Source organism: Allorhizobium borbori, from assembly GCF_014196535.1.
GTDB lineage: Bacteria > Pseudomonadota > Alphaproteobacteria > Rhizobiales > Rhizobiaceae > Ectorhizobium > Ectorhizobium borbori.
On record NZ_JACIDU010000019.1, the window covers coordinates 65,172 to 86,386 of the forward strand.

The 21,215-nt window shown below is 60.6% G+C and carries 18 protein-coding genes; 4 read left to right on the plus strand and 14 right to left on the minus strand.

Annotation, left to right across the window (positions count from 1 at the left end):
- Positions 1 to 5 precede the first annotated feature (5 nt).
- The 6 genes from hydA to GGQ66_RS19380 form a co-directional block, all read right to left on the minus strand.
- Positions 6 to 1,436 (minus strand): dihydropyrimidinase, encoded by a 1,431-nt coding sequence (hydA, locus tag GGQ66_RS19355; RefSeq protein ID WP_183794725.1) that lies wholly within the window; start codon positions 1,434 to 1,436, stop codon positions 6 to 8.
- A 13-nt stretch (positions 1,437 to 1,449) separates the two neighbouring features.
- Positions 1,450 to 2,226 (minus strand): ABC transporter permease, encoded by a 777-nt coding sequence (locus tag GGQ66_RS19360; protein ID WP_183794727.1) that lies wholly within the window; start codon positions 2,224 to 2,226, stop codon positions 1,450 to 1,452.
- Position 2,227: 1 nt separating this feature from the next.
- Positions 2,228 to 3,097, minus strand: coding sequence for an ABC transporter permease (locus tag GGQ66_RS19365; RefSeq protein WP_183794729.1), 870 nt, complete (start codon positions 3,095 to 3,097; stop codon positions 2,228 to 2,230).
- Positions 3,098 to 3,100: 3 nt separating this feature from the next.
- The gene (locus GGQ66_RS19370; protein WP_183794730.1) at positions 3,101 to 4,207 is read right to left on the minus strand and encodes an ABC transporter ATP-binding protein; all 1,107 of its coding nucleotides are present in this window, start codon (positions 4,205 to 4,207) and stop codon (positions 3,101 to 3,103) included.
- 2 nt (positions 4,208 to 4,209) lie between these two features.
- On the minus strand, positions 4,210 to 5,289 hold the full coding sequence (locus GGQ66_RS19375) for an extracellular solute-binding protein (RefSeq protein ID WP_210287339.1): 1,080 nt from the start codon (positions 5,287 to 5,289) through the stop codon (positions 4,210 to 4,212).
- A 136-nt stretch (positions 5,290 to 5,425) separates the two neighbouring features.
- Complete coding sequence (locus GGQ66_RS19380; protein WP_183794732.1) at positions 5,426 to 6,319, minus strand: MurR/RpiR family transcriptional regulator; 894 nt, start codon at positions 6,317 to 6,319, stop codon at positions 5,426 to 5,428.
- 117 nt (positions 6,320 to 6,436) lie between these two features.
- Between GGQ66_RS19380 and GGQ66_RS19385 the strand changes: the two genes are divergently transcribed.
- The 4 genes from GGQ66_RS19385 (at position 6,437) to GGQ66_RS19400 (ending at position 11,517) form a co-directional block, all read left to right on the plus strand.
- The gene (locus tag GGQ66_RS19385; RefSeq protein ID WP_183794734.1) at positions 6,437 to 7,657 is read left to right on the plus strand and encodes a diaminopropionate ammonia-lyase; all 1,221 of its coding nucleotides are present in this window, start codon (positions 6,437 to 6,439) and stop codon (positions 7,655 to 7,657) included.
- Entirely contained in the window at positions 7,654 to 8,907 is a 1,254-nt protein-coding gene (locus GGQ66_RS19390) for a Zn-dependent hydrolase (RefSeq protein WP_183794735.1), read from the plus strand. Before GGQ66_RS19385 ends, GGQ66_RS19390 begins: the two co-directional genes overlap by 4 nt.
- Entirely contained in the window at positions 8,904 to 9,827 is a 924-nt protein-coding gene (locus GGQ66_RS19395) for an N-carbamoyl-D-amino-acid hydrolase (protein ID WP_183794737.1), read from the plus strand. The genes GGQ66_RS19390 and GGQ66_RS19395 overlap by 4 nt, the downstream gene beginning before the upstream one ends.
- A 322-nt stretch (positions 9,828 to 10,149) precedes the next feature.
- Complete coding sequence (locus GGQ66_RS19400) at positions 10,150 to 11,517, plus strand: enoyl ACP reductase FabMG family protein (RefSeq protein ID WP_183794739.1); 1,368 nt, start codon at positions 10,150 to 10,152, stop codon at positions 11,515 to 11,517.
- A 144-nt stretch (positions 11,518 to 11,661) separates the two neighbouring features.
- On the opposite strand, the gene GGQ66_RS19405 is transcribed toward GGQ66_RS19400, so the two are convergent.
- The 8 genes from GGQ66_RS19405 to GGQ66_RS19440 form a co-directional block, all read right to left on the minus strand.
- Positions 11,662 to 13,743, minus strand: a complete 2,082-nt coding sequence (locus GGQ66_RS19405; protein ID WP_183794741.1) for a carboxy terminal-processing peptidase — start codon at positions 13,741 to 13,743, stop codon at positions 11,662 to 11,664.
- Between the two features lie 218 nt (positions 13,744 to 13,961).
- Positions 13,962 to 14,924, minus strand: coding sequence for a dihydrodipicolinate synthase family protein (locus tag GGQ66_RS19410; protein ID WP_183794743.1), 963 nt, complete (start codon positions 14,922 to 14,924; stop codon positions 13,962 to 13,964).
- 119 nt (positions 14,925 to 15,043) lie between these two features.
- Complete coding sequence (locus GGQ66_RS19415; RefSeq protein WP_183794745.1) at positions 15,044 to 15,748, minus strand: GntR family transcriptional regulator; 705 nt, start codon at positions 15,746 to 15,748, stop codon at positions 15,044 to 15,046.
- Between the two features lie 207 nt (positions 15,749 to 15,955).
- Positions 15,956 to 16,912 carry a LysR family transcriptional regulator gene (locus GGQ66_RS19420; protein ID WP_183794747.1) on the minus strand — a complete coding sequence of 319 codons (957 nt, stop codon included), beginning with the start codon at positions 16,910 to 16,912 and terminating at the stop codon, positions 15,956 to 15,958.
- 44 nt (positions 16,913 to 16,956) lie between these two features.
- The gene (locus GGQ66_RS19425; RefSeq protein ID WP_183794749.1) at positions 16,957 to 18,468 is read right to left on the minus strand and encodes a carboxylesterase/lipase family protein; all 1,512 of its coding nucleotides are present in this window, start codon (positions 18,466 to 18,468) and stop codon (positions 16,957 to 16,959) included.
- Between the two features lie 7 nt (positions 18,469 to 18,475).
- Entirely contained in the window at positions 18,476 to 19,264 is a 789-nt protein-coding gene (locus GGQ66_RS19430) for an ABC transporter permease (protein WP_183794751.1), read from the minus strand.
- Between the two features lie 8 nt (positions 19,265 to 19,272).
- The gene (locus tag GGQ66_RS19435) at positions 19,273 to 20,148 is read right to left on the minus strand and encodes an ABC transporter permease (RefSeq protein ID WP_183794753.1); all 876 of its coding nucleotides are present in this window, start codon (positions 20,146 to 20,148) and stop codon (positions 19,273 to 19,275) included.
- A complete protein-coding gene (locus tag GGQ66_RS19440; RefSeq protein ID WP_183794755.1) occupies positions 20,148 to 21,203 on the minus strand; it encodes an ABC transporter ATP-binding protein in 1,056 nt (351 codons plus the stop codon). Before GGQ66_RS19440 ends, GGQ66_RS19435 begins: the two co-directional genes overlap by 1 nt.
- Positions 21,204 to 21,215: the final 12 nt, after the last annotated feature.

Below are 21,215 nucleotides of genomic sequence, written 5' to 3' on the forward strand. Positions count from 1 at the left end.
AGCAGTTACAAGCCACCCGGGACCTGGGCAAAAGGAGAGAGGGCGCGGGGCAGGAATTGGCCCTGACCGGGTGCTCCGGTAATGCGCCCTTCCTCGCATACGACCTTGCCGCCAAGTATGGTCATCACCGGCCAACCCTTTACCCTCAGCCCTTCATAGGGCGTATAGTCGGCGGCATGGTGCATCAGCGACTGACTGATCGTCTCCTCGCGGTTGGCGTCCCACAACACGATATCGGCGTCGAAACCCGGCGCGATGGAGCCCTTGCGCGGGTAAAGCCCGTACATCTTGGCGTGGTTGGTAGAGGTCAGCGCCACAAACTCGTTCAGCGTGATCCGGCCTTCGCTGACCCCCTTTGAGAAGAAGACCTGCAAACGGTTCTCGACGCCCGGAATGCCGTTCGGCACCCAGCGAAAAGAGGTCTTCGCCTTAGGGTTCTGCTTGCCATCCGGACCTTCCCAGAAGAAGGGGCAATGATCCGAGGAAAAAGTCTGGAACACGCCGCCGCGAATGCCTTCCCAGATCGCATCCCAGCTTGCATGATCACGCGGTGGCGGCGAACAGACATATTTACCGCCGGTCTCGTCCATGTTGAGACCCTTCATGTCGTCCGCCGTCAGGGCAATGTACTGCGTGCAGGTCTCGCCGTAGATCTTCAGGCCCTTCTGCTGCGCCCAGCGGATCTGCTCCATCGCCTCCCGCCCGGAGACGTGGACGATCATGATCGGCACATCCACCAGTTCGGCATGGCTGATGGCCCGGTGTGCGGCCTCCCTCTCCACCACCTGCGGGCGGGATGCGCCGTGGTAATAGGGTGCGGTCTTGCCGGCCCGTTCCAGCTTCTCGGTCATGTAACGGATGGCGTCATAGCCTTCGCAATGAACCATGACGAGCGCACCGCAACCGCGCGCGCAATCGAAGACATCGAGAAGTTGCCGGTCATCAAGCACCATGTCGTCATAGGTCATGAACACCTTGAACGAGGTGTATCCATCCTTGACGAGTGCCGGCAGTTCCTGTCCGAGCACGTTGGGTGTCGGGTCGGTGATGATGAGATGGAATCCGTAATCGCAATAGGCCTTGCCGTCGGCCAGCGTATGGTAATCCAGAACACTCTCGCGAAGGCCGGCACCCCGCGGCTGCACGGCAAAGGAGAGAACCGTGGTCGTGCCACCGGCAATAGCCGAACGGGTTCCTGTTTCGAAGCCATCGGCCATCTGGGGCGCGCCGACCGGGGCGTGCTGGGCAAGATGCACATGGCTGTCGATGCCGCCCGGCATGACCAGCAGGCCGGAGGCGTCGATGACCTTTGCCGCCGAACCGAGATTCTCCCCGGTCGCAACGATGCGGCCGTCGCGGATCGCCACATCGGCCCGGAACGTATCGGCCGCCGTCACGCAGGTGCCGCCACGGATAACGAGATCGAAATCAGCCATGTCGATTGTTTCCCTATGCTTGTTTCGACCGCAACCGGATAAACTCGCCAATGGCGATGAAGGCGAGGTTGACGGCGACGATCATCAGCGCCAGCGCATTCAGCGCCGGTGAAATGTTGAAGCGGAAGTCCGAGGCAACGAGGATCGAAAGCGGCTGGTAACGACCGCTGAGGAACGAGGTCAGGACATATTCCGATGACGACAGCACGAAGGCGATGAACCAGGCTGCGGTCAGTCCGTTCTTCATCAGCGGCAATGTCACGCGCCGGAAAGTGCTCCAGCCACTCGCCCCGAGATCGGCCGCAGCCTCTTCCAGCCGCCGGTCGATGCGCACCAGCACCGAAGCGATGATGAGCGTGGTGAACGGCAGGATGATGATCGCCTGCCCGGCAATGATCGTCGCGAGGCTGCGCTCGATCTTGAGTTCAGACAGGAGAATGAGCTGTGCCACCGCCAGAATGACCTTCGGAATGAGGAAGGGCAGCAGGATGACGGCGAAGAGCACGCCACGGCCACGCAAAGGATAGCGCGTCAGTGCCAGTGCCGCCATGGCGCCGAACAGCGTTGCGAGCGCGGCCACTGGGACGGATACCAGAAAGGAAAGGCCAAGCCCCTTGCCGAGGCGGGCATCGGCGAGCACCTGCCCGAACCAGTGCAGGGTAAAACCCTGCAGGGGAAAGGCGATGATTTCGGACGCATTGAAGGAAAACAGGGCAATGACTGCAATCGGCAGATACATGAAGCCGTAAACGAGCCAGACCCACAGGAGAGGAAAACCGCCGCGCCGCATCTCAGGCCTCCCCTGCCGCAAGCGCCTTGCCGAGCGACGACCGATTGATAACGATGGCGGCACCGGCAAAGGCGAGCGCCAGAATAGCCAGCATGGTCCAGGCAATGGCCGAGCCGAGCGGCCAGTCGAAGGCCGTGCCGAAAAGATCGTTGATAGCACTGATGATGGTGATGCCGGATGCACCGCCCACCAGTTGCGGCGTCAGATAATCGCCGACGACCATGACAAACACCATCATGGAGCCGGCGACGAGCCCCGGCACGGTGAGCGGCAGCGTCACCCGGCGGAAGGTGGATACGGCACCGGCACCCAGATCGGCGGCGGCCTCGACCAGCCGGTCATCCAGCGCCTCGAAGGCAAGCCAAAGACCGAGCACCATGAACGGCAGATAGTTGTAGGTCAGTACGATATGGGTGGCGAGCGAAGAGAAGAGCAGCGCGCCGATCGGTTCGCGAATGGCGCCGAACGCCATCAGAAACGTATTCAGAACCCCCTCCGCGCCGAGCAGCATGCGCCAGGCAAAAATACGCACGAGATCGCCGGTGTACAGGGGCACCAGAAGCAGCGTCAGGAATGCGGACTTGGCTGCCACGACGCGCTTGGCGATGAACCAGGCGACGGGATAGCCGATCACAGCCGTGATTGCCGCAACCATCAAGCCGGACCCGAAAGCCTTCAGGATCAGCCAGCGATAAGTGTCCGAGCCGACGATCCTCACATAGTTCTTCAGGGTCGGCTCCTTGAGCACGGCGACGAAAGACACCTGAAAAAAGGAATAGGCGAGCAGAATGAGAAGCGGCGCGACGCAAAGCGCCACAACCGCCGCATAGACGGGAACGGAAAGCCAGAAGCCGGTACGCGAACGGGCCATGCGTCAGCCCCCCGCCGAAGCAGCAACGATCCAGGCGCGCGTGGGATCGAAACCCAGACGCACCGCACTGCCAACGGCCGGCGGCTCCGGGTCATCGACGATCAGCGAGATCGTGATGTCACCGGACGCTTTCGCTTCGACCAGCCACTCCGCGCCCCGGAAGACGGTGTGGGTAACCACCACCTCGAAACCATCCTCGCCCGCCTGAAGACGCAACAGTTCGGGCCGGATACAGAGCACAGCCTTGTCGCCATCGCGCAGGCCTGCGACAGCGGGGCACTCGAACCGGCCGAGCGGCGTATCGATCACCGCAGCCTCTCCCACAGCCCCCAGGATCGTGCCCGGCGCAAGATTGGCGCCGCCGATGAAATCAGCGACATAGGCACTGGCCGGGCGGCGGTAGATTTCCGCGGGCGAAGCCTGTTGCTCGATCCGGCCATTGTTCATCACGATAATTTCGTCGGAGAGGGCAAAGGCCTCCTCCTGATCATGCGTTACATGCAGGAAGGTCATGCCGAGCCGACGCTGAAGGTCTTTCAGCTCGATCTGCATATCCTTGCGCATGCGCCGGTCGAGCGCCGAAAGCGGCTCGTCCAGAAGCAGAAGGCGTGGCTCGTTGACGATGGCGCGAGCGAGCGCCACGCGCTGCTGCTGCCCGCCGGAAAGCTGGCGGGGGCGGCGCTTCGCCATGGGTGTCATCTGCACCTGCGACAACGCGCCTTCGACGCGCGACGCCATATCCCCCTTCGAAAGCCTGCGATAGGCAAGACCGAAGCCGACATTTTCCTGCACCGAAAGATGCGGGAAGAGCGCATAGTTCTGAAAGACGGTGTTGACCGGTCGCTTGCTGGCGGGAACGCCGGCAAGCGACTGCCCGTCGAGTTCGAGAACGCCCGAAGAGAGCGCCTCGAAGCCACCGATCATCCGCAGCAGGGATGTCTTGCCGCAGCCGGAGGGTCCGAGCAGGGTCACATAGCTGTTGGGAGCGATGCGGAAGTCCACACCGCGAACGGCATGAACCCCGCCATAGTCCTTGTGAACGGCGATGCCCTGAAGAAGGGGGCGGTTTTCCTGCCCGCTCGTATCCTTGGCCCGATCTGCGGCAATCATGATCAGCTCGCCTTCACTTCGTTCCAGAGCGCAACCCAGTCATTGTAACGGGCCGGGTTCTTCTTCCAGACGAAGCTGTCCATGATGGAGAGATCCTTGACGAAGATCTTTTCCTTCTGCTCATCGGGCAGCTTGTCGAGTGCCGCCGAAGTGCCCTGTGCATAGGGACCGCCGAAGGCAAGCTTTTCACCATATTCCGGCCCGAGCAGGTAATTGACGAGGCTGAACACCTTGTCGAGCTTCTCGCCTTCCACACCCTTCGGCACGGCAATCGTATCGCACCAGCCGATGACGCCGGCCTTGGGCTTGGCCATCCCCATCTTCAGGCCGCGGGCGGAAAGGTCGTAATAGGGAGGGACCCACGAGAAGGCGCAGACTACTTCGCCGGAAGCGAACAGGTTGGTCAGATCGCCGATGGAGTTCCAGTAGGTGCGCAGCAGCTTCTTCTGGGCAAGGAGCGCCTTCTTCACTTCGGCCAGTTCCTTGTCATCCATGTCGAACATCTTGTCCTTGGGGATGCCGAGATAAAGGGCCGCGATCATGATGCCTTCGAGCGCGTAGTCGCGCATGGCCAGCTTGCCCTTGTACTTGTCGCCCTCGAAGAAGACGGACCAGTCCGGCTCCCCGTCCATCAGGTCGGCGCGATAGACGATGGGGTTGATGCCCCAATAGAAGGGAATGCCGTAGGTCTTGCCGTCCTTCTTGCCGAGGTCGGTCTTCTTGAAGGTGTCGTAGAGCAGGGCTGCGTTCGGCACCTTGGCGAAATCGATCGGCTGCAGCAGATCGGAGGCCACGTAGTATTCCACCTTGTCGAGGCCGGGCGTAATCAGATCGACGGAAGAGGCGCCACCGGCGCGCAGCTTGGCGAACTGTTCGTCATCCGTGCCGATGAAATTCTTGGTGAGGGAGACATCGCCCCCCTTCAGGAAGGCGGCGAGGTAATCGTCCTTGGCCAGGTTCTCCCAGGTCATCCAGACGAGATCGGTGGCCGCGAAAGCGCGGTTGAAAGGCTGCAACGCGCCAAAGGCAGCACCGGCAGCGGCGGTTTTCAAAAGTCCACGACGGTTGATTTGAAAATTCATGGGCTCGGTCCTTGTGGGGTCCCCTCTGAGAGACCGTTGAACAGGCGTCCGGCTTCGTGTCCGGCTCGACCGAAATAAAAAAACATTTTCATATTTTGCGCAAGATGAAAATTACGTTTCATTTTTCATCAAATGACTATTCTTTGAGCATCTTTCTGGCCTGCACGGGACCCGCGAGTTGATCCAGGCGATCATGAAGCGCCTCGATCTCCGCGAGTCGCTCCACCGCCGCATCGCCCAGAGCCTGACTGACCGCCGAACAGAGGTAATTGATGACGCTCATCGGCGCCGCATAACTATCGAACATCGAGTGGCCGCGATTATGGCAACGCAACGTAATTGTCGCCAATTGCGCAGTGCGGGCCGCCGTCATGTCCGTGATGAGAACAGAGGCCGCGCCAGCTTCCCGGACGACCGCCATGATTTCCCGCAAAAGCAGGGGCCTGCGGCGAAAACCCAGCACCAGAAACACGTCCCGCGCACCAATGCCGGCCAACTCCTCACCCATCGACGTCCCGGCCAGCGGCAGAAGCTGCACATCCGGACGGATATTGGTCAGCAGGCCCCGCGCATAATTGGCCAGCGCCATGGAATTGCGGAAACCGACGACAAAAACACGCTTCGCGCCGGCCAGAATGCGCGTCGCCTCTTCCAGATCCGCTTCACTCAGCATTTCGGCCGTACGCGTCAGGTTCTGGAGATCCTGGGCGATATGCAGGCCGAAATCGCCGGGCGCCAGACGCTTGCGGCCCGTTCCCGTCAGTTCGTAGAGCGGCGAGCCCCAGTCTTCCGCCTGTCGGGCATGCATGCGGGCATCGTTATAGCTGGCATAGCCCAGCCGCTTGAAGAAGCGCGCCGCCGTGGCGTTGGAGATATCGGCCTTGGCCGCCAACTCACCGGCAGTGAAGCTCGCAAGATTGGTTTGCGCCTCCATCACCACCGCCGCCAGACGCCGCTCACTGGCCGTCAACTCGTCATAGATCGCCATGATCCGCACATCGATCGGACGACTGTCTTCCTGCTCACTCATCTCATCTCCATTTTCATAAAATCAAAATTACGAAAATTCTTTTTCATTTCGTGTTGACTGGACGCAATCAGCGGCTATCCTTTGGCACAGTTTTCCCGCATTTGGAATCTCCGCACGATGGTCTCCCCGTTCTCTTCTGTCAAAGCCCGTCTGGTAAAGGGTCACCCGGCACCCAAAGGCCCCTACCCCGACACGTTCAAACCTGTCCTGTCGCTTGCCGCGGGACAAGAGGCCCAGGCGGCGATTTCGGCCTGGAAGGCCTATGCCGCAACGCCGCTGGTTTCGCTCGACAGCCTTGCCGCGCAAACAGGTGTCGCTCGCATCCTCTACAAGCACGAGGCTGGACGCTTCGGCCTCGGCTCCTTCAAGGCGCTCGGTGGTGCCTATGCGGTCTACCGTCTGCTTGCCGCCATGATTGCGGAAAAGACCGGCGGGACCCCAGATCCGGAAGACATTCTTTCAGGCCGTTACGGCGACATCGTTTCCGCCGTGACGGTTACCTGTGCAACGGATGGCAATCACGGCCGCTCCGTGGCCTGGGGCGCGCGCATGTTCGGTTGCAAGGCGGTGATCTTCATCCACGAAACCGTATCCGAGGCGCGCAAGGCGGCGATTGCCAGCTATGGCGCGGAGGTGATCCGCACCCGTGGCAATTACGACGACAGCGTACGCGAAGCCGCGCGCATGGCCGCTGAACACGGTTGGCATGTGGTGTCCGACACCTCTTATCCCGGTTACACGGACGTGCCGCGCAATGTCATGCAAGGCTACAGCGTGATGGCGGACGAGGCTGCTCGTCAATTAGGTGGTGTCAAGCCCACCCACATCTTCATTCAGGGCGGGGTTGGCGGTCTCGCCGCCGCCGTTACTGCCCATTTCTGGGAAACCCTCGGCGCGGAAGCACCAACCGTCGTCGTCGTAGAACCAGATACGGCCGCCTGCCTGCTGGAAAGCGCCGTGGCCGGTGCACCGACCGCTGTTGGCGGCGATCTCGATACTATAATGGCGGGCCTTGCCTGTGGTGAGCCTTCGATCATCGCCTGGCCGATCCTTGCCGGCGGCGTCGCGGCCTTCATCGCCATTCCCGACGCCGCCGCCGCCGAAACCATGCGGCTTCTGGCTTCCGGCAAGGCCGGCGCGACACTGGTCGGCGGCGAAAGCGGCGTAGCGGGTCTCGCCGGCTTTCTGACCGCCGCCGCTCACCCGGACTGGCGCGCGGCGCTTGGCCTTGACGAAAACTCCGTCATCCTGTGCTTCGGCAGCGAGGGCGACACCGATCCCGATCTCTACACCGCCATTGTCGGTCGCAGCGGCCGCGACGTCGAGGCCTCGGCATGATGCCCGGCTCTCTTCGTATCGATCCCGCCCGTCTCGTCGCCCGCATCGAACGGCTGGGCGGCATAGGCGCGCTGGAAGGCGGCGGCGTCTGCCGTCTGGCACTGACGCCATCGGAAAAACTAGGCCGCGACCATCTCGTGGCCGAAATGACGGCGCTTGGCCTAGACGTCACCGTTGACGCCATTGGCAATATTTTCGGCACCCGCAAGGCGCGCCGCGAAGGCCCCGCGGTATTGCTCGGCTCACATATCGATACGGTCGCTACTGGCGGGCTTTATGACGGGGCGCTCGGCGTTCTCGCTGGTCTCGAGGTGATCGCCACACTGAACGACGCCGGCGTCGAGACGGAGCTTCCCATTGCCGTCGCGGCCTTCACCAACGAGGAAGGGTCACGTTTCGCGCCCGACATGCTCGGCAGTCTCGTTTTTGTGGGTGGGCTGCATCTGCAGGAAGCGCTCGACATCGTTTCCATCGACGGCAAGCGGCTCGGCGACGAACTCACCGCCATCGGTTATGCCGGCACCGGCCACGGCCCGAAGGAGATCGCTGCCTATTTCGAGCTTCACATCGAACAGGGACCGATCCTTGAGGACGAGAAGATCGGGATTGGCACGGTGATGGGCGTGCAGGGCATTTCCTGGACGGAGATCACGCTGAATGGCAGGTCCTCCCATGCCGGCACGACGCCGATCCGCCTGCGCCGTGATGCGGGGCTTGCCGCCGCCCGCATTGCTGCGGGTGTTGGTGCTTTCGTGCGCGAAATGGGCGGTGATCAGGTCGGCACCGTGGGGGTGCTGACGCTTTCGCCGAACCTCGTCAACGTCGTCGCGCAAAAGGCGGTGATGACGGTCGACCTTCGCAACCCGGATGAAACGCTGTTGAAGCAGGCCGAAGCGCGGCTGGCGGCGCTTATCGAAACCGTGACGGACGAAGAGAACGTTACCTTCGAAACCCGCAGTCTCGCCCGTTTCGAGCCGGTCGATTTCGCCCCGGTGCTGATCGATCAGGTGGACGAAACGGCCAGGGCGCTCTGTCTTTCCACACGCCGGCTTTTTTCCGGTGCCGGCCACGATGCCCAGATGATTGCCCGCATTGCACCGGCCGCCATGATTTTCGTGCCGAGCGTCAACGGCATCAGCCACAACATTACGGAATTTACGGCAGCAGCAGATCTCGCCAACGGCGCGAACGTGCTGCTTCAGGTCACACTGAAGCAGGCCCTGCCTACGAATGGAGAAGAGACCCGATGAGCAGAATCGTCGTTACCGCCGCCGCCCAGCTTGGCCCCATCGACCGCGCGGAAAGTCGTGAAAGCGTCGTTGCGCGAATGCTCGCGCTCATGGAAAAAGCCGCCGCTCGCGGCTGCGACCTCATAGTTTATCCGGAACTGGCGCTGACGACGTTCTTTCCGCGCTGGTTCATGGAAAATCAGGCCGAGGTGGACACTTTCTTCGAGCGTTCGATGCCCAATGCCGCCACCGCGCCGCTCTTCGAACGCGCAAAAGTGCTGGGGATCGGCTTCTCCTTCGGCTATGCGGAAATGGTCGAGGAAGATGGCGTTCTGCACCGGTACAACACCTCCATCGTGGTCGACAAGGCCGGAGGCATCGTTCACCGCTACCGCAAGATTCACCTGCCGGGCCACAAGAACAACGAGCCCTGGCGCGCCTTCCAGCACCTTGAGAAGCGCTATTTCGAGCCGGGCATGGAGCCTTTTTCCACCGCCGACGCCTTTGGTGGCAAGATCGGGCAGGCCATCTGCAACGACCGCCGCTGGCCTGAAACCTACCGCGAACTGGCTCTGCGCGGCGCCGAAATGGTATTGATCGGCTATAACACGCCAGTCCATTACCCACTGGCGCCGGAACACGACCACCTGCAATGTTTTCACAACCACCTGTGCATGCAGGCCGGCGCTTACCAGAACGGCATGTGGATCATCGGCGTCGCAAAGGCGGGTAAGGAAGAAGGCTGCGATCTTATCGGCCAAAGCTGCATCATCGCCCCGACAGGCGAGATCGTCGCCATGGCCAGCACGCTTGGCGACGAACTGGTCGTCCATGATTGCGATCTCGACCGCTGCACGGAAATCCGCGCCAACATCTTCAATTTCCGCCTGCATCGCCGGCCGGAGATCTACACGGCTCTGACCGCGACCGACCCGGTCTGATCATTGTGCGAGAGTGAAGCCCCGGCGAAACGGGGCTTCACTCGCAAGGCATCGAATCGTCAGGCGCGCCACGCAACGCTGAAACAATCTTTTCGGAACCTCATGCGTCACCGCGCCGGCCGGGTGGCACAATTTTTTCACGACCGCTTGCGCATTCATAATAATCATAAAATACAACAACTTACCTCCGCTGAAGAGGCAAGGTTCACGTTCTGCAATGCTCTGTCACGCAAAATGAGTTCCTGTACCGCGCCAATACAGTCATTAAGGGATCAATAATGATCTGAACTGGTCGTCGACGCCTGATAGAAGAACGTATCCCATGAAAAACCCGATCGCTCTGCAGCAACTTCCTGAGAACCGCGTGTTTCGTAAGGGCGACATTTTTGTCCTCTTCGGTGAGCTTTTCGGCCGTGGCTATGCGACGGGCCTTCTCGAAGAAGCCCGAAAGGCGGAAATGGAGATCATCGGGATCACGGTCGGTCGCCGCGACGAGAATAACGCGCTGAGACCGCTGGATGCTGAGGAACTTGCCGCTGCCGAAGCCCGGCTGGGTGGCAAGATCATCAACATCCCGGTCATGGCCGGCTTCGATCTCGATGCACCCGCCGGCAGCCCGACACCGACCGATCTTCTCGCGGACATGACACTCGCAAGCTGGGAAAGCGACAAGCTGGATTGGGCCCATATCGAGGAATGCCGTAAGGTTGGAACCCAGCGGTTCACCGATGCCGTCTCCAAGGTCATGGCCGTTCTCGATGGCATGATCCCGGCTGGCCGCAATGTGTTCTTCGCCCATACGATGGCTGGCGGCATTCCGAAGGCGAAAGTCTTCCTGGTGCTTGCCAACCGCATCTACAAGGGAACGGGAGCGCGGCATATGTCGTCGCAGACCCTGCTCGACAGCGATCTCGGCAAACTGATCCTTCAGAATTTCGACGCGGTATCCGCAGATACCTTTGGCCACCTCATCGACCTGAGTTCTGCGATCCGGGAGCGGGTCGAGGCATCGGGTGGCCAGGTGCGTTACACCGCTTACGGGTATCACGGCACCGGCATTCTCATGAACGGCGAGTATCGCTGGCAGACCTACACAAACTACACGCAGGGTTATGCCAAAATGCGGCTGGAAGGCATCGCGAAGAAGGCGTGGAACGCCGGCATCAAGGCGACCGTCTACAATTGCCCCGAGATCCGCACCAATTCTTCCGACGTGTTCACGGGCATCGAGCTTCCCTTGATCCCTCTCCTTCTGGCCTTGCGCAAGGAAGGCGGCGGTGCGTGGGCGGAAGCGCAATGGCAGGCATGTGAAGCGCTTCTGGCCGATGGTTTCTCGATGGAGGACGTCATCGCAAAGATCACCGCTTTGCAGGCCAGCGACGTGATGATCCCGTTCTACAGCTTCTCGGCATGGCCGATGCCTAACAGTCAGGCGCAGGCTGACCTAACCATCGGCACGTCGCATGAGATCACGCAGATGCACAAGGATGGCAAGGCGCTGATCAGCGACCACCTGAGCACGCTGGTCGTCGACGCAACCGGCAAGCTCATCTTCGGCTCATCGTCCGAACCCGCCGGTCCCGTCCTGTGGCTCAACCATGACATCGTGGCGCAGTGTCTCAATGTTTCCCACAAGAACACGGCAACTTCGTCAACCGCCACCGACGCGCCCCGTCTCAAGACGGCTTGAGGGCGCGGTCGGACCCGCAACCGGGGCTCTGCATCGGGTGTAAATGGCAACGGGTTTCGCCCCAATCAATACCGCAGTGGCAGGCAAGCCTTAGCGCCGGAGGGAACGTTCTCCGGCGCTTTTCCATGGCGGTCAAACCGCATGTTATCGTGACTGGGCCAGCAGTTCGGCCTGATCGGCAACGATGGAAGCCGCCGCGTTTTTCAGGACATCCTTTGCATTCTTGCGGGCATTTTCCATGGCAATATCCGCCATGAGACCACGCTCATCCGACTGCAGACCATCGTCTTTCCGGCGAAGCGGATCGGAGTTGTCCTGCGCACCAGCCTTCAGACGATTTTCAAGAGCCGCCTGCTCCTTGCGGCGCTCGGCTTCGTTAAGCGAGACTGTCCGTTTGGCGCGCTGCGCCTTCAGTTCTGCCACGTCCTCCATGAAGCGCTGGAAGTCAGGGTCCTGCTTCGCACGAGCCGCATGCCGGTTCTGCAGTTCCGGCAGAAGGGCAGTCACTTTGGTATCCATCTTGTAGCTGGCTGGCTTGATCTGGGCCCAGGGCAACGCATTGTCGTAGCTTGCCTCCCCAAGGAGTTTGGGGTCGGTCAGACCGGGCAAGCTGATATCGGGCGCAACACCACGAAGCTGCGTTGTCCCCCCATCGACACGGAAGAACTGGGCGACAGTAAACTTCAACTGGCCGAATTTGGGCTCGTTGCTCTTTGCGACCCGATCAAGATCGACAACCGTTTGCACCGTGCCCTTGCCGAAGCTGGGTTCACCGATAATCACACCGCGGCCGTAATCCTGTATCGCCGCGGCAAAAATCTCGGAGGCCGATGCCGAACCCCGGTTGATAAGAACACCGACAGGCCCGTCCCAGACAGGCTTGGGCAGGTCGTCACTTTCGATCCTGATCTTGCCTTCCGCGTTACGCTGCTGAACCACCGGGCCCTTGCCGACGAACAGACCTGTCAGATCGATCGCCTCGGAGAGTGAACCGCCACCATTGTCCCGCAGGTCGATCAGAACGCCATCGACCTTTTCCTGCTTCAGTTCGCCCAGAAGCCGGGCCACATCGCGGCTTGCGCTTTTATAGTCCTTGTCGTTTTTCTGGCGCGCGTCGAAATCCTCATAGAATGTCGGCAGGGCAATCACGCCGATCTTGCGCGTGACGCCATCATCGTTGACGGGAAGGACCGTCTTCTGCGCGGCCTGCTTCTCCAGATTGACCTTGTCCCGAACGAGACGGATCACCCGGTGGCTGCCACCCTCCCCGGCATCCGCCGGCAGGATATCGAGGCGCACGACCGAATCCTTCGCTCCCCGGATCAACTGCACGACGGCATCGAGACGGGTGCCGACAACATCCTGAATGGCGCCGTCTTCGCCCTGACCGACACCGACGATACGGTCGCCGGGAGCAAGCTTGCCGGACAATTGTGCTGGGCCGCCGCCCACAAGTTCGCGCACCGTGGTATACCCATCACGATCCTGCAGAACCGCGCCGATGCCGACCAGCGAAAGCTTCATCGAAATATCGAAGTCGGCCGAAGCCGCCGCACCGAAATAGTCGGTATGGGGATCGACCGATGTGGTGTAGGCGGCCATGAACGACTGGAAAACGTCATCGCTCTTGTATGTATGAACACGCGCCAGAATGTTCTTGTAGCGCTTATCGAGCGTTTCCCGGATTGCCGCATTGCCCTGCCCCGCCAGCTTGAGCCGCAGCCAGTCGGCCTTGACCCGCTTGCGCCAGAGATCGTTGATTTCCGCCTCCGTTTTCGGCCAGGTACCGTTTTCGTCAGGCAGCGAATAGCTCTCCTGCACGGTAAAATCGAAGTTCTGGCCGAGAAAATCGCGCGCATGGCTGATGCGCTCGGTAACCCGTTGCGAATAGACATTGAAAATCGAAAACGGGATGCTCAGGTCTTCACGCGCGATGGCATCGTCGAGCTTCGTCCTGTCGACCATAAACCCGTCGATATCCGCTTGCAGGAAAAGGTTGCGGTCCGGATCGAGAGACTTGATGAACCGGTCCATGATCTTCGCGGACAAGGCGTCGTCGAGCGGAACGGACTTGTAGGCATACCGCGTCAGGAACTGTGCGCTTAGATGCGCTGCCTGCGCCTGCTGCTCATTTGGTGCCAGAACCGGTAAAGCCCCGGCTTCAAGCGCATAGGCCGGCGGAGCGATGGCAAGAATGAGAGCAATAAAACCGTATCCAAGGCGCATTCAGCTTAGCTTCCCGTTGCGAAATCGAATCTTTATAGCGTGATGAGGGGATAATGATCGAAATTTCTGCTTAAGTCGCGACTGTGGACGATTTATGTTTGAACGGATTGTGGGGACTTGCGCTGGCCGGCCTTGACTGCAATGCACCGACGCGGACGAAGTATCCACGGCGGTGCATTGCAGGTCGTAAAGCCTTTGGCCCGGAGGATCAGGACAAATCAGGCCTTGTACGTCTGTACGGCGCCGGGCAACCTGCTCCACTCGGCGTACCAGTTGTCGAACAGCTTGAGTTGCGCTTCGACATAACCACGCTGGCTGTCCGACAGCACATCGCTCTCGTTGAAGTGCAATGTGTATTCCGGGTTCCCCTTCATGACCATCATATGCTTGAAGAAGAGAACGAGATCCGGGCCTTCATCGAAGGAAGAGAGGACAGCGAGCGCCTGCTCCAGTTCCAGCGCGCGGGTGCGGGCATCGGCATCGCCCTTGGCGGCAGCCTGCGACAGGTTGCACAGATGAATGACTTCCTTCGGCAGCACGTTACCGATACCGGTAATGGCGCCCGTTGCGCCGCAATTGACGAAGCCATGGAACACAGCAGTGTCGACGCCGATCATCAAGGTGACGTCATCGTCGCGGCTGGTGATGTTTTCGGCGGCGTAGCGCATGTCGGCAGGACCGCCGAACTCCTTGAAGCCCACAAGGTTCTTGTGTTCGGCGCGCAGGGCAAAGAACAGGTCGGCGCGGGTTGCGAAACCGTAATAAGGGCTATTGTAGATGACGGCCGGCAGCTCCGGTGCGGCGGAGAGGATAGCCTTGAAGTGGGCCTTCTGCGCGGCGATGACCGTGCCGCGCGAAAGGACGCGGGGGATGACCATGAGACCCTGCGCACCAACCTTCTGGGCGTGAGCGGCATGGGCGACGGCGGTGGCCGTATTGACGGCACCGGTACCGACGATGACAGGAACGCCAGCCTTGACCAGACGCTCCACCCCTTCCATGCGCTGGGCGTCGGTCAAAAGCGGCCAATCGCCCATGGAACCGCAATAGACAACGGCGGACATGCCCGACGCAATCAGTTCCTTGCCCTTGCGCACCAGCGCATCGAAGTCAGGCGTTCTGTCGCTCTTGGCCGGGGTCATCAATGCAGGGACGATGCCAGAAAAAATATTGGCCGCCATCTTTCGCTCCTCTTCAATCGTGAATTCGAAGGAGAGCACGCGCCCAATGGAGGCCGAACCCACCCTGTTCGATCCTGTTTACATATTTGTATTTTATTTGTCGACAAGAATTTAGTGAGTTAGAGCCGAATCTCCAGACGGTCGTCACGGACAAGCAGTTTCTGCACCTGACGCACGATTTGCTCTGCGTGTTCACGAGCCAGACGCTCGGCCCGTTCAAGATCGCGGGCGGCAATCGCCTCGATCATCTCGTTGTGTTCCTCCACGAAACGGTGGGGCAAACGATCCTCGTAGGACTGATAATAAAGCCTCAGGATACGACGCCCCTCATCCAGTATCCGCTTGAACAGGCTTGTGAAATAAGGGTTTCTGCCGGCTTCGGCGATTGCCAGATGAAATGCGGCGTTGGTTGCGATCATCGCCAGGGCATCCTGCGCTTCTACGGCTTTGGCAAAATCCGCCTGATGACCGCGAATGATATCGAGGTCAGCCGCACGATGGTATTTCGCCGCAAGTTGCGTTGTGACGCGATACATCAGCACCAGCGCGTCGAAATAGGTATGCATGTTGAGAAAGTCGACATTCGCCACCATGGTCGACCGGTTCGGCAGCGTATCGATGAGACCCTCCCCTGCAAGCCGAACAAGCGCCTCACGGATCGGCGTTCGCGACATTTTGAACCGTTCGGCCAGTTGTACTTCATCGATCGGACTACCGGGTGGAAGAACGAGATCGAGAATTTCATCCCGCAGGAGGTCGTAGACAAGACGAACACCCGATCCACGCTTGCGCTCGTTCGGCGCGTTCGCTTCGGTATCCGTCATTGTCATCTCCTCGCTAATTTACCGGTGGCGACCGGCGTTAGGGGAGAACCTTATATAGTGCTTGCTCACGTTTGCGAACGTCCAATCGAAATACGATTGCGCCGCACAACCAAAACGCCAAGGCAAGCGCAGGTCACGGTCTGCGTCCCGAAGCCGCAAATCGCGTTGTCGGAAATTGTACGGAGAGAAAATGCCGCCTGGGCGCGCTTACACGTTCCTGTCAAAAGTCGGAACCTGCGCCAGTGTGTCATAGACAACGGCTTGAGGAATATCGGCCACGATCTGGCGGGCGGAGGCAACCAGTTGCTCCACTTCGGAGACGACCGGTCGACCCGCGGCCGTCACAAAACCCCACTGGAACGGAATCCGGAATGAAAGAGGCAGAACCTTCACACCCTGCACGGGAAGCCCCCAGAGTGTCACGGGTTCCACGATCGCGATACCGAGCCCCATCCGCGCCAGCGACAGCGACACATAGGTAGCGTTGCTGTCGATGACCGCAGCAGGAGAGACGCCAAGCTTCGCGAGGGCCTCATCAATCCGCATCCGAAGCCGGAAGGGATTGGCGGAGGCAATAAGGCGCCTACCGGCAAGATCATCACCCGTGAGAATATCTCTGTCCGCCAGAGGATGATCGTCCGCCACCACGGCGACGCAGGGCACCTCGCCCAGCCAGTGAACGTCAATACCGGGATTATCGAGCGGAAGGCTCACCACGCCCAGATCGGCCGTTCCGGCCACCACCGCCTGCACCACGTTTTCCGATGATATGCTCTGTAGATGAACGTGATCGGGAAACCGCTCGGCAGAGAGAGCCGCAAGTGCGCGTGGCAAAAGGCTGGCGGCAATGGCGGGAATGGAAGCGACCTCGATGGCGGTCGGCCGGGCAGATTCGATGCGCCGAGCCCGCTCGCTGATGGTTCGCAGACCGCTCAGGAACAGCTCCGCCTGTGAAAAGAACGCCACACCTTTTTCCGTCGGCGTGATGCGCGGACCATTGCGATGAAGAAGCGCGAAGCCCAGTTCGCCTTCGAGATCCTGAACAAGCCGGGTCACCACCGGTTGCGACTTTCCCAACGCCTTGGCGGCGCCGGTTACGCTGCCAATCGAAACAACGGCGACAAAGGCTTCAAGTTGCCGTGTATCGAGATAGTCAGACACCATTTTTCACTCCGCCACGAGAATTCACGTCTTCCGTGCCACGCGGCTTATGCCGCGTTCTCGCCTGTTTCGCCAGCCGGGTTGAGCCACAGCGCCTCACGCCCGTCGAAGGGGTCTGTCGCCACATGGAAGCCATCCGGCTCCAGTCGGAGAACGGCCGGCTCAAGCTCCGTGTAAGGCGGCCATGCACCGCCACGCGCAACCGGCAGATCATCCCGGATGAAGGTCGCCCAGAGATCGTGGACTGCAGTCGCGAAAACGGTGTCGGTAACACGCTGACGTTCAGGCAACTCACGCTCTTCGCGCCCCGGCCGGAACCACACCGCGCCGACCTCGGCGCCATGCGCCGAGCCGCGTTCATTGGCTTCAATTCCACCGTAAAGATACTTGAAGACGGTTTGCGCACGGGAATGGAACCGCGCAAACCGCACGGCCGGAAGCTGGAAAACCAGATCGCCCGCCACCGCACGCCAGATGCCTCGCGCATCATGCGTTGGCAACTCGCGACGATAACGGTCAACGATTTCACGGCCGCTCAATCCACGCGACAGAACCCGTTCGTGCAGCAACGCAGCGCAGAGATCGAAATCCATCTCGGGCTGCGCCGTGGCGTGGGTCAGATATTCCGCAGTCGTGCAGCCGATCATCATCGGCACGGGTGCGGTTCGCCCGGCCGCAGCGGCAGCTTCCGGATGCTCCGGCAGGCTCACGCCATCTATCACCGGAACGAAGGGAACACCGAGCATCGCCGCCGAACCATCGCGGGCGAAATCATGCCGCTCATAGGACTCGTTGCAAAGGTCGCGCTGGATTTCGAGTAGCCGACTGAACGGAATGTCTTCGAGCGACACATTCCCAGTCGCCACGGCCGACAGGAGCCGACGCGAAAGCTTGATGGCGTCTTCGGGTGAAGAGACCGCGGTGCTGGCCCCGCTTTGCGGCATGGCGCGGTGAAACAAGCCACGCGCGGCAGGCATAGCCATAAGCGCGGCAACTGCGAAGCCGCCGGCGGACCGGCCTGCAAGCGTCACCTGTTCGGGATCGCCGCCAAACAGCGCAATGTTGTCACGCACCCACCCCAGTGCCGCAACGAGATCGAGAAGCCCGCGGTTATTCGGCCTGCCATCCAGATGCAGAAAGCCGAGCGCGCCCAACCTGTAGTTCACCGTCACTTCGACAATTCCACTTGCCGCGAAAGCGCCGCTCTGCAACACCGCCTCGTTGGCGGAACCGACCGCATAGCCGCCGCCGTGAATCCAGAACAATACCGGCGCCTTGCCTGCCGGATCGGGCGTGCGAATATTGACCGTCAGAAACTCCGTCCCGAAGGCCAGTCTGGAGGCGGCAGCCGTCCCGACCGGACCGTAAGTGGGGATCTGCGGGCAAACGGGGCCGAGCTTCGTCGCATCCCGCACGCCTTGCCACGCGGAAACCGGCTGCGGCGCTTCAAAGCGCAATTCAGGCGTGACCGGCGCGGCATAGGGCACGCCGAGAAAGGCATGAACACCCTTTTCGACGCTGCCGCGGAGCACGCCTTTCGCGGTTTCCACAATCGTCATTCGCCCCTCACAATGCCTTGCGCAGGCCAATCAGCCGCTCCACGACCACCACGACACCCACGGAAATCAGGATGAGGATCACCGAAAGCGCAGCGATCTGCGGATCGGTCGAATATTCGAGATAGTGGTAGATTTCCGTCGGCAGCGTCGAGGATTTGACCGAAACGATGAACAGAGAAATGGTCGCTTCATCGAAGGAGATCAGGAAGGCGATCACCGCGCCGGCAATGAGGCCGGGCCGAACCAGCGGTAGCGTGATGCGCCACAGCACCATCGCGGGCGAAGCGCCATGGACACGGGCCGCCTCCTCGATACGGCGGTCCACCGCCATCAGGCTCATGGTAATCGTCCGCACCGTATAGGGTGTGGTAATGCCCAGATGCGCAAGGAAAATGCCCGAATAGCTATCGAGAAGCCCAAGCGGACCGAGCACCAGCATGACACCGACGGCTAGCACGATATGCGGCACGAGAAAGGGCGCGAGGATCAGGAAATTGATCGCGCCCTTGCCACGAAAATCGTGACGCGAGAGCGCAAGCGACAGAAGCAGACCGGCAAAGATCGAAACGAGGCCCACGAACAGGCCGATACCCAAGCTGCGCCAGAAGGCTGAAATGAACTTCACATTGGCAAAAACCTTGGCGTAGGAACCGAAAGACAGGCTTTCCGGAGGAAAGGCAAGGTATTGCCGCGTATCGAAGGAAATGACGAGCACGACGATAATCGGCGCCAGCAGGAACAGGTAGAGCAATGTGATCAGCAGCGCGAAGGCGAAGCGGGCGAGTTTCGCATCCATGGGCGGCCTCACGTTTCAAGCGCGCGCATGGCGCGCTGGTAAATCAGGATCACGCTGCCGAACAACACCAGCAGCAGCACCGAAAGTGCGGCGGCCAGCGGCCAGTTCAACGTTACCGTCGCTTCGTTGTAGACCTCCGTGCCGATCACGAACACGCGCCCGCCGCCCATCAGGCGCGGCGTGACAAAGGAAGAAATCGCCAGAACGAAAACAAGAAGGGCCGCGGTCAGCACGCCCGGCAGCGAAAGCGGCAGGATAATGCGCGTGAAAACGCGGAAACGATTGGCGCCAAGCAGGGCCGCTGCTTCCTCGAACTGTGTGTTCAGCCGGCCAAAGCCACTCAACATGGCCAGAATGGCGTAGGGCATCAGAATTTCAACCAGCGCCACCGTTGCGCCGAAATAGTTGTTCGTCAGGCGGATAACGCCATCCGTCAGTCCGGACGACTGAAGAGCGGCATTGATCACGCCCCTATCGCCCAGAATGACCATCCAGCCATAGGTCCGCACAACCGAAGACGTGAGCAGAGGCGCAACGGCCAGCGCCGTCAGCACACCGCGCCAGCGGCTTTTCGTGCGAGCGAGAAAAAGAGCAATGGGATAGGACAGCGCCACGGCAAAGATCGCGACATTGACGCCGAGATAAAGCGTGTTCCAGGCAACCTTCCAGTAAAACGGGTCGTACAGTACCGTGCGATAGGATTCGAGCGTCCAGTCGCCACCCTTCAGCGCCGCGACGGCGGACGAGGCGAAGGACGCTCGAACCAGCCAGATCAACGGCAGGAGAAATGTCGTCAACAGCGCCAGAAGCCCCGGCAAAAGCAGCAGGAGCAGCATGCCCCGATGGGACGATCCGTCGCTGGAGGAATGGCGTACCGCCGCCATCACGCGGCCTCCCCGACCAGCGTCACGTCATCGGGCGCGACGGAAAGCGTTACGCGGTCCCCCTTCGCCGGAAGGGTTGCGGCATGGGTGGGCAGGTCGGCCTGAAGACGATGATCGCCCGCACGCACGGCAATCGTCAGTATCTGGCCGCGATAGACCACATGCTCGACGACACCTGAAAAGGCGTTGACGCCTTCACCCAGCACAAAGCGATGCGGCCGGACGAGGAATCGTGCCTTGCCGCCCGCAGGCACGTCACCTGTAAAATGCAGGATGCCAAGCCCGGGCACGTCCGCGCGGCCCGGCGCGACAACCGTGCCCGTCAGAAATGACCCGGCGCCAATGAAGGACGCAACGAAATCGGTTCTCGGCCGGTCAAAAATTTGCCGCGGCGTGCCGATCTGTTCCAGCCGTCCCTCGGACATGACCGCCAGCCTGTCAGCCATCGAGAGGGCTTCATCCTGATCATGCGTCACGAAAATGCTGGTCACGCCGGTCCGGTTCTGGATGTCGCGAATTTCATCGCGCATCTCGTCACGCAGCTTGGCGTCGAGATTGGACAGCGGCTCGTCGAACAACAGGAGAGCGGGTTCGATGACCAGCGACCGGGCAATCGCGGCGCGCTGCTGCTGGCCGCCGGAAAGCTGCGAAACGCGGCGCTCGCCATAACCGGAGAGCTTGACGAGATCGAGTGCTTTCAGCACGCGTTCGGTTCTCTCCGCCTTGCCGACACCCCGCATTTCCAGCCCGAAGCCTATGTTTTCGGCAACCGTCATATGCGGAAACAGGGCATAGGCCTGAAAGACCATGCCCATGTTGCGCTTGTGAACCGGTATTGCCGATATGCCACGGCCATCGAGACGAATTTCACCCGCTGTCACGGGAATAAGACCCGCAATCATGCGCAGGATCGTCGTCTTGCCGCAGCCAGAAGGGCCGAGCAACGCCAGCATTTCCCCGCGTGGCAGGGAAAGGCTGACGCGGTCGACAGAGGGCTTGAGGGCGCCCGGATAGGTCTTCACGAGATTATCGATCTCGAGGTGGTGATCGGCCATGGCGTCCTCTGC